Raw genomic sequence first — 13,551 nt, forward strand, 5'->3', positions numbered from 1 at the left:
GGTATCATATCATTCTCACGGGTGGTTTTGACTGGTGTTTAAATGCGTTTGAGTTTTTGATATAATGTAAGGCATAATTGCAAAGAGGTGACAGTGATGGATTTAACACAACGTTTTAATAAAAATTTAGATAAGATTGAAGTTTCGATGATTCGTCAGTTTGACCAATCAATTTCAGATGTACCAGGTATCAAAAAGTTGACACTTGGTGAACCTGATTTTACGACTCCAGATCATGTGAAAGAAGCAGCTAAAGCTGCTATCGATGCTAACCAGTCTCACTATACAGGTATGGCAGGACTTCCTGCTTTGCGTCAAGCTGCGGCAGATTTTGTTAAGGAAAAATATAATCTTACTTATAACCCAGATAATGAAATATTGGTGACTATTGGAGCTACAGAAGCCCTTTCTGCAACATTGACTGCTATTTTGGAGCCAGGAGATACGATTCTTTTACCTGCACCAGCCTATCCTGGATATGAGCCGATTGCAAATTTAGTTGGTGCTGAAATTGTTGAAATTGATACAACAGCTAATGATTTTGTTTTGACTCCGGAGATGTTAGAAAAGGCAATTTTGGAGCAGGGAGATAAGCTTAAAGCTGTTTTGCTTAACTACCCAACTAACCCAACAGGTGTGACTTACTCACGTCAACAGATTAAAGATTTGGCTGAAGTTCTGAAAAAATACGATATTTTTGTTGTTAGCGATGAAGTTTACTCTGAGCTAACTTATGTGGACCAACATGTATCTATTGCTGAGTATTTGCCAGAACAAACGATTTTGATTAATGGTTTGTCTAAATCTCATGCGATGACGGGCTGGCGTATTGGTTTGATTTTTGCACCTGCAGTCTTGACGGCTCAGTTGATTAAGAGTCACCAGTATTTGGTAACAGCTGCAGCTACTATGGCACAATTTGCAGCTATTGAAGCCTTATCTGCTGGTAAAGATGATGCCCAACCAATGAAAGTTGAGTATTTGAAGCGTCGTGATTATATTCTTGAAAAAATGACTGAACTTGGTTTCAAAATTATTAAACCTGATGGTGCTTTCTACATCTTTGCTAAGATTCCAGAAGGCTATACTCAAGATTCCTTTAAGTTCTGTCAAGACTTTGCTCGTGAAAAAGCTATTGCGATTATCCCAGGGGTTGCTTTTGGGAAGTATGGCGAAGGCTATGTTCGTTTGTCGTATGCAGCTAGCATGGATACTATTGAAACAGCTATGACTCGTTTGAAAGAGTTTATGGAAGAGCATGCAGAAGCTTGAGAGTAGAGGGCTTGTCCTCTTCAATCGTAATTATCGTGAGAATGATAAGCTAGTTAAGATTTTTACCGAGCAAGCTGGGAAACGGATGTTTTTTGTTAGAGGTGGTGGGTCAGGTAAATTAAGTGCTGTGATTCAACCTTTAACCATCGCTGAATTCATGATGACTGTAAATGATGAGGGCTTATCTTTCATAGAGGATTATAGCCAAGCAGAATCCTTTAAGGAAATTACAAGCGATATTTTCAAGCTGTCTTATGCGACTTATTTAGCTGCTCTGACGGATGCTGCTATTGCTGACGGTGTGGCAGATGCGCAATTATTTGCATTCTTGGAGAAGACGCTTGAATTAATGGAAGAAGGCTTGGATTATGAAATCTTGACTAATATCTTTGAAATTCAGGTTTTAGACCGTTTCGGCGTACGCTTGAATTTTCACGAGTGTGTCTTTTGCCATCGTGTAGGCCTTCCTTTTGATTTTTCGTATAAGTTCTCGGGGCTACTTTGTCCAAATCACTATGCAGAGGATGAAAGGCGTAGTCACTTAGATCCTAATGTACCTTATCTTTTAGATCGTTTTCAGGGGCTTTCTTTTGAGGAATTGAGAAGCATATCTGTTAAGGATGACATGAAACAAAAGCTACGACATTTTATTGATGACCTCTATGATAATTATGTTGGAATACATCTTAAAAGTAAGAAGTTTATTGATAATCTAAATTCTTGGGGTCATATTATGAATAAAGAAGATAGTGCTGACTAGACATTATCTTCTTTTTGTTTCACGTGAAACAGGAAAGTAATGGTTTTCAGTCTCAGGGGTTAAAATGCAAGTCAGTTCGTGCTATAATAAGAAGATAATAAGCTGAAAGACTCTGCTAGAAACAGTGAACTACTCTATTTTAGTTACATAATATTTTATTGATAGAAATCTGAGTTTATGTTTTATGGCAGAGGACGAGAGGGAGAATGCTATGCATGTAATTGCAGTAGATGCTATGGGTGGCGATAATGCGCCACAAGCAATTGTAGAGGGTGTCAACCAAGCTATAGCAGATTTCAAAGATATTGAAATCCAGCTTTATGGTGATGAAGCTAAAATTAAGACCTATTTGACAGCGAATGAACGTGTGAGCATTGTGCATACTGATGAAAAGATAAATTCGGATGATGAGCCAGCTAAAGCCATTCGTAAGAAGAAAAAAGCTTCAATGGTCTTAGGTGCACAGGCTGTTAAGGAGAAAAAAGCAAGTGCCGTGATTTCTGCGGGAAATACAGGTGCCCTTCTGGCTGCAGGTCTCTTCGTGGTCGGACGTATTAAGGGAGTTGAGCGTCCAGGTCTTATGTCAACAATGCCAAGTTTTACTGGTCAACCCTTTGATATGCTTGATTTGGGTGCTAATGCGGAAAATACATCTAGTCATTTGCATCAATATGCTATTTTAGGATCTTTCTATGCTAAAAATGTGCGTGGAATTGCCAACCCTCGTGTAGGTCTCCTTAATAATGGGACTGAGGAAACAAAGGGGGATAGTCTTCGTAAGGAGGCTTTTGAGCTCTTATCTAAGGAGCCAAGTATTAACTTTGTTGGTAATGTTGAGGCGCGTGAAATTATGTCTGGAGCTGCTGATGTGGTAGTTGCTGATGGTTTCACAGGAAATGCAGTTCTCAAGGCAATCGAGGGAACGGGACTTGGTGCCATGAAGACTCTTAAGTCAGCTATCATGAATGGTGGTCTTAAAGCTAAGTTAGGTGCCTTCCTATTGAAAGACAGCCTAAAAGGTATGAAAGAGACTATGGATTACTCTAGCGCTGGAGGTGCGGTTCTCTTTGGTCTTAAAGCTCCTGTAGTAAAATGTCATGGATCTAGTGATGCTAAGGCGGTTTACTACACCATTAAGCAGGTTCGTACGATGCTTGATACTAAGGTTGTTGAGCAGCTAGTTGAAGCCTTTAGTCCGAAAGAGGAGGCTAACTGATGAGTAGAGTAGAAATTCTTCAGAAAATGCAGCTCGTTATTCAAGAGCAGATGGGTAAAGAGGACATTGTTTTAACCGAAGCTACCAAATTAGATGACTTGGGTGTGGATTCAATAGAGCTTATGGAATTCATTATTAATTTGGAGGATGAGTTCGACCTTGAGATTTCCGATGATACTATTGACCATATGGTTAAGGTAGCTGATTTGTTGGACTATTTGTCTGAGGAATTGAATAAAGAATAAGAAAGCTAGACGTAATAATATAATCGTTGTGTACTATACGATTGTTATTTTGTTGGAGTGAGGCAAGAAACTAAATGTTATATGGATTTAGTTCTGTCACACTCCTTTTTTCTATACATTATTTATTAAGAAACTCTAAAAAAGAACTAAAACACGAACGTTGTTTTTTTACCCAAGTAATAAAGTTTGCTATATGTTGGTTTTTGGATTCTGGTGTGGTATAATTAAGACGAATAAACTTGAAAGGCGAACAATTCCATGTCAAACCAACTGATTTATACTGGGAAAGCTAAAGATATTTATAGTACAGAAGACGAAAATGTGATTAAGTCGGTCTATAAGGACCAGGCAACCATGCTTAATGGTGCTCGTAAGGAGACTATTAAAGGAAAAGGTGTGCTAAATAATCAGATTTCGTCTCTTATTTTTGAAAAATTGAATGCTGCGGGTGTAGCTACTCACTTTATCGAACGTATTTCTGATACCGAACAACTTAACAAGAAAGTTACTATCATTCCTTTGGAGGTTGTTCTTCGTAATGTGACTGCGGGTTCTTTCTCTAAACGTTTTGGCGTTGAAGAAGGTTTGGACTTGAAAACTCCAATCGTTGAATTTTACTACAAGAACGATGATTTGGATGACCCATTCATCAATGATGAGCATGTGAAGTTCTTGGATATTGCCAATGATGAACAAATTGCTTATATCAAGGAAGAAACGCGTCGTATCAATGAATTACTAAAAGATTGGTTTGCACAAATTGGTCTTCGCTTGATTGACTTTAAATTGGAATTTGGTTTTGATAAGGATGGCAAGATTATCTTGGCAGATGAATTCTCACCAGATAACTGCCGCCTTTGGGATGCTGAAGGGCACCATATGGACAAGGATGTTTTCCGTCGTGATCTTGGTAGCTTGACAGATGTTTATGAAGTTGTATTGGAAAAATTGCAAGGATTGAAGTAGCCTTTTACAAATAGAATACTTGGTCTTCACTACAATCTTTAAGTAGAAATAGATAAAGGAAATAAAATGGATAAACGTATTTTCGTTGAGAAAAAAGCTGATTTTCGTGTGAAATCTCAGTCTTTAGTAAAAGAATTAAAGCATAATCTTCAGTTGAAAACTTTGAATGATCTTCGTATTGTTCAGGTTTACGATGTCTTTAATTTGGCAGAGGACTTGTTTGCGCGTGCGGAAAAACACATCTTCTCTGAGCAAGTGACTGATACTGTTTTGGACGAGGCTGCGGTTAAGGCTGATCTTGAGAAGTATGCTTTCTTTGCTATCGAAAGTTTGCCCGGTCAATTTGACCAACGTGCGGCATCTTCACAAGAAGCTTTGCTGTTGCTTGGTAGTTCAAATGACGTAACAGTGAACACAGCGCAATTGTACTTGGTTAACAAGGATATTGATGCGAATGAGTTGGAAGCTGTCAAAAACTACCTTTTGAACCCAGTGGATTCTCGTTTCAAAGATATCACTGTTGGCATTGCTAAACAGGATTTCTCTGAGTCTGACAAGACCATTCCAAGCTTGGATTTCTTTGAAACTTATACGGCAGAAGATTTTGCTAAGTATAAGGCTGAGCAAGGATTGGCAATGGAAGTGGATGACCTTCTCTTCATTCAAGATTACTTCAAATCCATTGGACGTGTACCAACTGAGACTGAGTTGAAGGTTTTGGATACTTACTGGTCTGACCACTGTCGTCACACGACTTTCGAAACTGAGTTGAAAAACATCGACTTCTCAGCTTCTAAATTTGAAAAACAATTGCAAGCGACTTATGACAAGTATATTGCCATGCGTGATGAGTTGGGACGTACAGAAAAACCTCAAACCTTGATGGATATGGCGACTATTTTTGGTCGTTATGAGCGTGCTAATGGTCGTTTGGATGATATGGAAGTGTCTGATGAAATTAATGCCTGCTCAGTTGAAATTGAAGTGGATGTCAATGGTGTGAAAGAACCATGGCTTCTCATGTTCAAGAATGAAACCCACAACCACCCAACTGAAATCGAACCATTTGGTGGAGCGGCTACTTGTATCGGTGGTGCCATTCGTGACCCATTGTCAGGTCGTTCATACGTTTACCAAGCTATGCGTATCTCAGGTGCTGGTGATATTACAACACCAATTGCTGAAACTCGTGCTGGTAAATTGCCACAACAAGTGATTTCTAAAACAGCGGCACACGGTTATTCTTCATACGGTAACCAAATTGGTTTGGCAACAACTTATGTTCGTGAATACTTCCACCCAGGTTTCGTTGCTAAGCGTATGGAGCTAGGTGCAGTTGTCGGTGCGGCTCCTAAAGAAAATGTTGTCCGTGAAAAACCTGAAGCAGGTGATGTGATTATCTTGCTTGGTGGTAAGACTGGACGTGACGGTGTCGGTGGTGCGACAGGTTCTTCTAAAGTTCAAACGGTTGAATCTGTTGAAACAGCTGGTGCTGAAGTTCAAAAAGGGAATGCCATCGAAGAACGTAAGATTCAACGTCTTTTCCGTAATGGGGATGTGACACGTCTTATCAAGAAATCAAATGACTTTGGTGCTGGTGGTGTATGTGTGGCTATTGGTGAATTGGCAGATGGTCTTGAAATTGATCTAGACAAAGTGCCATTGAAATACCAAGGCTTGAACGGTACAGAAATTGCCATCTCGGAATCTCAGGAACGTATGGCTGTAGTGGTTCGTCCAGAAGATGTAGATGCCTTCGTTGCTGAATGTAATAAAGAAAATATTGATGCTGTTGTCGTTGCGACAGTAACTGAAAAACCAAATCTTGTCATGCACTGGAATGGTGAAACAATCGTTGATTTGGAACGTCGTTTCCTTGATACAAACGGTGTACGTGTGGTTGTAGATGCTAAGGTGGTTGACAAGGATGTCAAGCTTCCAGAAGAACGTCAAACATCTGCTGAAACCCTTGAAGCTGATACTCTTGAAGTCTTGGCTGACCTTAACCATGCCAGTCAAAAAGGTTTACAAACCATCTTTGATAGTTCAGTTGGTCGTTCAACAGTCAATCATCCACTCGGTGGTCGCTACCAAATCACACCAACGGAAGCTTCTGTACAGAAATTGCCAGTCCAACATGGCGTTACAACAACTGCTTCTGTTATGGCGCAAGGATTCAACCCTTATGTAGCAGAATGGTCTCCATATCATGGCGCTGCTTATGCAGTCATCGAAGCAACAGCTCGTTTGGTTGCTGCTGGTGCAAACTGGTCTAAGGCTCGTTTCTCTTATCAAGAATATTTCGAGCGTATGGATAAACAAGCAGAGCGTTTTGGTCAACCAGTATCAGCTCTCCTTGGATCAATCGAAGCTCAGATTCAACTTGGTCTGCCATCTATCGGTGGTAAAGACTCTATGTCTGGTACCTTTGAAGAATTGACCGTACCACCAACCTTAGTTGCTTTTGGGGTAACAACTGCAGATAGCCGTAAGGTTCTTTCTCCAGAATTCAAAGCTGCTGGTGAAAATATTTACTACATTCCTGGTCAAGCTTTGGCTCAAGAAATTGACTTCGATCTTATCAAGTCTAACTTTGCTAAGTTTGAAGCCATCCAAGCTGACCATAAAGTCACATCTGCATCGGCTGTCAAATATGGTGGCGTCGTTGAAGCGCTTGCCCTTGCAACATTTGGTAACCATATTGGTGCCACTGTAACCCTTGAAAATCTTGAGACTGCCTTGACAGCTCAATTGGGTGGATTCGTCTTCACATCTCCGGAAGAGATTTCAGGTGTTGCCAAGATTGGACAAACAGCAGCTGACTTTACACTTACTGTCAATGGTGTAACGCTTGATGGACACAAACTTGACAGTGCCTTCCAAGGTAAATTGGAAGAGGTTTATCCAACGGAATTTGCACAAGCAACTGAGTTGGAAGAAGTACCTGCTGTGGCATCTGATGCTGTGATCAAAGCTAAAGAAACAGTTGAGATACCTGTGGTTTACATCCCAGTATTCCCAGGTACTAACTCTGAGTACGATTCAGCTAAGGCCTTTGAAAAAGAAGGTGCAAAAGTCAACTTAGTACCATTTGTAACACTTAATGAAGAAGCTATTGTCAAGTCTGTTGACACCATGGTTGACAATATCGAAAAAGCTAACATTATCTTCTTTGCAGGTGGTTTCTCAGCAGCGGATGAACCAGATGGATCAGCTAAATTTATCGTTAACATCTTGCTTAATGAAAAAGTACGTGCAGCCATTGATAGCTTCATCGAACGTGGTGGTTTGATTATTGGTATCTGTAACGGATTCCAAGCCCTTGTTAAATCAGGTCTTCTTCCATACGGTAACTTTGAAGATGCAAGCAGCACTAGTCCAACCCTCTTCTACAATGATGCCAACCAACACGTGGCTAAGATGGTTGAAACACGTATTGCCAACACTAACTCACCATGGCTTGCCGGAGTAGAAGTTGGTGACATCCATGCCATCCCAGTATCACACGGTGAAGGTAAATTTGTCGTGACAGCTGAGGAATTTGCAGAGCTTCGTGACAATGGTCAAATCTTTACCCAATATGTTGACTTTGAAGGTAAACCAAGCATGGATTCTAAATACAATCCTAACGGATCTGTGAATGCTATCGAAGGTATCACAAGTAAGAACGGTCAAATTATTGGTAAGATGGGTCACTCAGAACGTTTCGAAGACGGTCTCTTCCAAAATATTCCAGGAAATAAAGACCAACACCTCTTTGCGTCAGCGGTTAAATACTTTACTGGAAAATAATAGAGCGCCAAGTGCACTCAGTAATGATATTTTTCAATGTAGCAGTAGTTCTAAAGGGCTTGAAAACTTGAGTTCACTTTAGTGAAATGAGAGGCTAGGAATAGTTTTTCGTTTGCATAACATTAGGAAAATATCAAAAATAAAAGGTATAAAAAATGACATACGAAGTTAAATCTCTTAATGAAGAATGTGGTGTTTTTGGTATCTGGGGTCACCCGGATGCTGCCAAATTAACTTATTTCGGACTTCACAGTCTCCAACACCGTGGTCAAGAGGGAGCAGGAATTCTCTCAAATGATGCGGGTCAATTGAAGCGTCATCGTGATATGGGGCTTCTCTCAGAAGTTTTCCGTGATCCAGCCAACTTGGATAAGCTAACTGGAACGGCTGCTATCGGTCATGTTCGTTATGCGACTGCTGGTGAAGCTTCTGTAGACAATATTCAACCATTCATGTTTAAGTTTCACGATGGACAGCTTGGTCTTGCTCATAATGGGAATTTGACTAATGCAGAGTCACTAAGACATGAGTTGGAGAAAAATGGAGCTATCTTAAACTCAACTTCTGACTCAGAAATCTTAGCTCACTTGATTCGTCGTAGCCACAACCCATCATTCATGGGTAAAGTAAAAGAAGCTCTGAGCACTGTTAAAGGTGGATTTGCTTATCTTCTTATGATTGAGGACAAGCTTATTGCAGCTTTGGATCCAAATGGCTTCCGTCCCCTTTCTCTTGGTAAGATGAGCAATGGTGCTATCGTGGTTTCATCTGAAACATGTGCCTTTGAGGGTGTTGGTGCAGAATGGATTCGGGATGTAAATCCAGGTGAGGTTGTTATCATCGATGATAATGGCATCACTTACGATACCTATACAACGGATACGCAATTGGCTGTTTGTTCGATGGAGTATATCTACTTTGCCCGTCCTGATTCAAATATCCAAGGGGTCAATGTCCATACAGCTCGTAAACGTATGGGTGCTCAATTGGCACGTGAGTTCAAACATGAAGCAGATATTGTCGTTGGTGTGCCTAATTCATCACTTAGCGCAGCCATGGGATTTGCGGAAGAATCAGGCTTGCCAAATGAAATGGGCTTGATTAAAAACCAATACACCCAACGTACCTTTATCCAACCAACACAAGAATTGCGTGAGCAAGGGGTTCGTATGAAGCTCTCTGCCGTATCAGGTGTTGTTAAAGGAAAACGTGTGGTTATGATTGACGACTCTATTGTACGTGGGACAACATCACGTCGTATCGTTAATTTGCTAAAAGAAGCAGGAGCAACAGAGGTCCACGTAGCAATCGGTAGCCCAGCCCTTGCCTACCCATGTTTCTACGGTATCGATATTCAAACACGTAAGGAATTGATTGCGGCCAATCATACAGTTGAGGAAACACGCGAAATCATTGGAGCGGATAGCTTGACTTACTTGTCTATTGATGGATTGATTGATTCTATTGGAATTGACACAGATGCACCAAACGGTGGCCTTTGTGTGGCTTACTTTGATGGTAAATATCCAACACCATTGTATGACTACGAAGAACGCTATTTGGAAAGTTTGAAAGAACACACTTCTTTCTATTAAGAGCAGTGCAGAAGAAAAAAGAGGAAAAAATTATGTCTAAAAATGCTTACGCTCCACGTCTCACTACTGACTAAAAGCTAAAGCATTTGTCAGTAGACACTTTGCCCTATGGGGTCAAAGCTAGAGACCTGACTAGTATTTTTAGATAAAAAGATGGTTCATCTAAAAATACGTCGCACTCTTTCTCGAAAAAAGAAAAGGAATAAATAAAATGACAAATAAAAATGCTTACGCTCAATCGGGTGTGGATGTTGAAGCAGGTTATGAAGTTGTTGAACGTATCAAAAAACACGTTGCCCGTACAGAGCGTGCAGGTGTCATGGGAGCTCTCGGTGGCTTCGGTGGTATGTTCGACCTTTCAAAAACAGGTGTTAAAGAGCCTGTTTTGATCTCAGGTACAGATGGTGTCGGTACTAAACTCATGCTTGCTATTAAGTACGACAAACACGATACTATCGGTCAAGACTGTGTTGCTATGTGTGTTAACGATATCATCGCCGCAGGTGCTGAGCCCCTTTACTTCCTTGACTACGTAGCAACTGGTAAAAATGAACCAGCTAAATTGGAGCAGGTCGTTGCTGGTGTTGCTGAAGGTTGTGTGCAAGCTGGTGCAGCCCTTATTGGTGGTGAAACTGCTGAAATGCCTGGTATGTATGGTGAAGACGACTATGATTTGGCAGGTTTCGCGGTAGGTATCGCAGAAAAATCTCAAATCATCGACGGCTCAAAAGTAGCTGAAGGTGACGTGCTTCTTGGACTTGCTTCAAGCGGTATCCACTCCAACGGTTACTCACTCGTGCGTCGTGTATTTGCTAATTACACAGGGGAAGAAGTTCTCCCAGAGCTTGAAGGCAAAAAACTTAAAGACGTTCTTCTTGAACCAACTCGTATCTACGTCAAAGCAGCTTTGCCACTCATCAAAGAAGAATTGGTTAACGGTATTGCCCACATCACAGGTGGTGGTTTCATCGAAAATGTACCACGTATGTTCTCAGATGACTTGGCTGCTGAAATTGATGAAAGCAAAGTGCCAGTTCTTCCAATTTTTAAAGCCCTTGAAAAATATGGTGAAATCAAACATGAAGAAATGTTTGAAATCTTCAACATGGGTATTGGTCTCATGCTTGCGGTTAAACCAGAAAATGTTGAACGTGTCAAAGAACTTCTTGACGAACCTGTTTATGAAATTGGTCGTATTGTGAAGAAAGATGGCGCAAGTGTGGTGATAAAATAATGGTGAAATCACCATTTTATACGGAGAAATTGTAGAAAGGAGTGTTTAGTTAGCAAGCCTAACTGAACACGGGACTCATTTTCTAGGAAAAAAGAGAAATCATTGCTGGGTGCTTGCACACAAAATGATTTCCTATTTTTCTACGAAACTGTTCGGCTAGCCGAAACGTCCCTTTGTATCGAATATGAAGATTGCTGTTTTTGCCTCTGGCAACGGCTCAAACTTTCAGGTGATTGCGGAACAATTTCCAGTAGAATTTGTTTTTTCAGATCACCGTGATGCCTATGTCTTAGAACGTGCCAAGAATCTTGGTGTGACTAGCCATGCCTTTGAGCTCAAGGAATTTGACAATAAAACGGCTTATGAAGAAGCTATCGTCAAACTCTTGGATGAACACCAGATTGATTTGGTTTGCTTGGCGGGTTATATGAAAATCGTTGGCCCAACCTTGCTGGCAGCTTATGAAGGTCGTATCATAAATATCCACCCGGCTTATCTTCCTGAATTTCCAGGTGCTCATGGCATTGAGGATGCTTGGAATGCAGGTGTTGACCAGTCTGGTGTGACTATTCACTGGGTGGATTCTGGTGTTGATACCGGTAAGGTTATCAAACAAGTCCGTGTGCCACGCCTTGAAGGTGATACCCTTGATACTTTCGAAACTCGTATCCACGAAACAGAGTACAAGCTCTATCCAGAAGTCTTGGATAGTTTGGGAGTTGCACGAAAATAAGAAAGCCCTAGAGCTGAAAGATAATTTTTGACTGTAGCAGCTAAAGAACTTTTTTAAAAAAGGAAAAGAAAGAAAATGACTAAACGAGCACTTATTTCAGTCTCAGACAAAGCGGGCATTGTTGAATTTGCCCAAGAACTCAAGAAACTTGGTTGGGATATCATCTCAACAGGTGGGACCAAAGTTGCCCTTGATAATGCTGGGGTAGACACCATTGCCATCGATGATGTGACTGGTTTCCCAGAAATGATGGACGGTCGTGTGAAGACTCTCCACCCAAATATCCATGGTGGTCTCCTCGCTCGTCGTGACCTCGATAGCCACCTCCAAGCGGCTAAGGATAATAATATCGAACTTATCGACCTTGTTGTGGTAAACCTTTACCCATTCAAGGAAACCATCCTCAAACCAGACGTAACTTATGCTGATGCGGTTGAAAACATCGATATCGGTGGGCCATCTATGCTTCGTTCAGCAGCTAAAAACCACGCTAGCGTAACAGTTGTGGTAGACCCTGCTGACTATGCTGTTGTTCTTGACGAATTGTCAGCAAACGGCGAAACAAGTTACGAAACTCGTCAACGTTTGGCAGCAAAAGTATACCGTCACACAGCTTCATACGACGCTTTGATTGCGGAATACTTCACAGCTCAAGTGGGTGAAACAAAACCTGAAAAACTCACTTTGACCTATGACCTCAAGCAACCAATGCGTTACGGTGAAAACCCTCAACAAGACGCAGACTTCTACCAAAAAGGTTTGCCAACGGCTTACTCAATTGCTTCAGCTAAACAGCTTAACGGTAAAGAATTGTCTTTCAACAATATCCGTGACGCTGATGCCGCTATCCGTATCATCCGTGATTTCAAAGACCGTCCAACAGTTGTGGCTTTGAAACACATGAACCCATGTGGTATCGGTCAAGCTGACGACATCGAAACAGCTTGGGACTACGCTTATGAAGCTGACCCAGTATCAATCTTCGGTGGTATCGTAGTCCTCAACCGTGAAGTTGACGCTGCGACAGCTAAGAAAATGCACGGTGTCTTCCTTGAAATCATCATTGCACCAAGCTACACAGACGAAGCGCTTGAAATCTTGACAACTAAGAAGAAAAACTTGCGTATCCTTGAGTTGCCATTTGACGCTCAAGACGCTAGCGAAGTGGAAGCAGAATACACTGGTGTTGTTGGTGGTCTCCTCGTTCAAAACCAAGACGTTGTTAAAGAAAGTCCAGCTGACTGGCAAGTGGTTACTAAACGCCAACCAACAGAGACAGAAGCGACAGCTCTTGAGTTTGCTTGGAAAGCTATCAAGTATGTGAAATCAAATGGTATCATCGTAACTAATGACCACATGACACTTGGTGTTGGCCCAGGTCAAACCAACCGTGTGGCTTCAGTCCGTATCGCCATTGAGCAAGCTAAAGACCGCCTTGATGGTGCTGTTCTTGCTTCAGATGCCTTCTTCCCATTTGCAGATAACGTAGAAGAAATCGCCAAAGCAGGTATCAAAGCAATCATCCAACCAGGTGGATCAGTACGTGACCAAGAGTCAATCGAAGCTGCTGATAAACATGGTTTGACAATGATCTTTACAGGCGTTCGTCACTTCCGTCATTAAGAATTTACAAAGCATCCAAGAAATTGGATGTTTTTTAGATTCCTTAAGCTTCCTTTAAGCTCTCCAAGTTATACTAATACCATCCTAAATAACTTTTTTCATTTTCATAATCTCC

At 41.2% G+C, this 13,551-nt stretch carries 10 protein-coding genes; all 10 read left to right on the forward strand.

Annotated features, from left to right (window positions below; genetic code table 11):
* The first annotated feature begins 96 nt into the window (after positions 1-96).
* The 10 genes from HMPREF2697_RS05745 (at position 97) to purH (ending at position 13,436) form a co-directional block, all read left to right on the forward strand.
* A complete protein-coding gene (locus tag HMPREF2697_RS05745; protein WP_049527609.1) occupies positions 97-1,272 on the forward strand; it encodes a pyridoxal phosphate-dependent aminotransferase in 1,176 nt (391 codons plus the stop codon).
* The gene (recO, locus tag HMPREF2697_RS05750; protein ID WP_070849938.1) at positions 1,259-2,032 is read left to right on the forward strand and encodes a DNA repair protein RecO; all 774 of its coding nucleotides are present in this window, start codon (positions 1,259-1,261) and stop codon (positions 2,030-2,032) included. The genes HMPREF2697_RS05745 and recO overlap by 14 nt, the downstream gene beginning before the upstream one ends.
* 211 nt (positions 2,033-2,243) lie before the next feature.
* The gene (gene plsX, locus HMPREF2697_RS05755; protein ID WP_049527604.1) at positions 2,244-3,248 is read left to right on the forward strand and encodes a phosphate acyltransferase PlsX; all 1,005 of its coding nucleotides are present in this window, start codon (positions 2,244-2,246) and stop codon (positions 3,246-3,248) included.
* Positions 3,248-3,493, forward strand: coding sequence for a phosphopantetheine-binding protein (locus HMPREF2697_RS05760; RefSeq protein WP_004181960.1), 246 nt, complete (start codon positions 3,248-3,250; stop codon positions 3,491-3,493). The genes plsX and HMPREF2697_RS05760 overlap by 1 nt, the downstream gene beginning before the upstream one ends.
* A gap of 258 nt (positions 3,494-3,751) precedes the next feature.
* Positions 3,752-4,459, forward strand: a complete 708-nt coding sequence (gene purC, locus HMPREF2697_RS05765; protein ID WP_002886293.1) for a phosphoribosylaminoimidazolesuccinocarboxamide synthase — start codon at positions 3,752-3,754, stop codon at positions 4,457-4,459.
* 66 nt (positions 4,460-4,525) lie between these two features.
* Entirely contained in the window at positions 4,526-8,251 is a 3,726-nt protein-coding gene (locus HMPREF2697_RS05770) for a phosphoribosylformylglycinamidine synthase (protein ID WP_070849940.1), read from the forward strand.
* 155 nt (positions 8,252-8,406) lie between these two features.
* The gene (purF, locus tag HMPREF2697_RS05775; RefSeq protein WP_004181972.1) at positions 8,407-9,846 is read left to right on the forward strand and encodes an amidophosphoribosyltransferase; all 1,440 of its coding nucleotides are present in this window, start codon (positions 8,407-8,409) and stop codon (positions 9,844-9,846) included.
* A gap of 211 nt (positions 9,847-10,057) precedes the next feature.
* The gene (gene purM, locus HMPREF2697_RS05780) at positions 10,058-11,080 is read left to right on the forward strand and encodes a phosphoribosylformylglycinamidine cyclo-ligase (protein ID WP_002886298.1); all 1,023 of its coding nucleotides are present in this window, start codon (positions 10,058-10,060) and stop codon (positions 11,078-11,080) included.
* Between the two features lie 184 nt (positions 11,081-11,264).
* A complete protein-coding gene (purN, locus tag HMPREF2697_RS05785) occupies positions 11,265-11,813 on the forward strand; it encodes a phosphoribosylglycinamide formyltransferase (protein ID WP_002886299.1) in 549 nt (182 codons plus the stop codon).
* A gap of 75 nt (positions 11,814-11,888) precedes the next feature.
* Positions 11,889-13,436, forward strand: a complete 1,548-nt coding sequence (gene purH, locus HMPREF2697_RS05790) for a bifunctional phosphoribosylaminoimidazolecarboxamide formyltransferase/IMP cyclohydrolase (RefSeq protein WP_004181944.1) — start codon at positions 11,889-11,891, stop codon at positions 13,434-13,436.
* Positions 13,437-13,551 lie beyond the last annotated feature (115 nt).

This window comes from Streptococcus sp. HMSC064D12 (genome assembly GCF_001837205.1).
GTDB lineage: Bacteria > Bacillota > Bacilli > Lactobacillales > Streptococcaceae > Streptococcus > Streptococcus salivarius_D.

Coding starts and splice junctions, on each gene's coding strand:
- HMPREF2697_RS05745 (WP_049527609.1), top strand. CDS start 97: ATGGATTTAACACAACGTTTTAATAAAAATTTAGATAAGATTGAAGTT.
- recO (WP_070849938.1), top strand. CDS start 1,259: ATGCAGAAGCTTGAGAGTAGAGGGCTTGTCCTCTTCAATCGTAATTAT.
- plsX (WP_049527604.1), top strand. CDS start 2,244: ATGCATGTAATTGCAGTAGATGCTATGGGTGGCGATAATGCGCCACAA.
- HMPREF2697_RS05760 (WP_004181960.1), top strand. CDS start 3,248: ATGAGTAGAGTAGAAATTCTTCAGAAAATGCAGCTCGTTATTCAAGAG.
- purC (WP_002886293.1), top strand. CDS start 3,752: ATGTCAAACCAACTGATTTATACTGGGAAAGCTAAAGATATTTATAGT.
- HMPREF2697_RS05770 (WP_070849940.1), top strand. CDS start 4,526: ATGGATAAACGTATTTTCGTTGAGAAAAAAGCTGATTTTCGTGTGAAA.
- purF (WP_004181972.1), top strand. CDS start 8,407: ATGACATACGAAGTTAAATCTCTTAATGAAGAATGTGGTGTTTTTGGT.
- purM (WP_002886298.1), top strand. CDS start 10,058: ATGACAAATAAAAATGCTTACGCTCAATCGGGTGTGGATGTTGAAGCA.
- purN (WP_002886299.1), top strand. CDS start 11,265: ATGAAGATTGCTGTTTTTGCCTCTGGCAACGGCTCAAACTTTCAGGTG.
- purH (WP_004181944.1), top strand. CDS start 11,889: ATGACTAAACGAGCACTTATTTCAGTCTCAGACAAAGCGGGCATTGTT.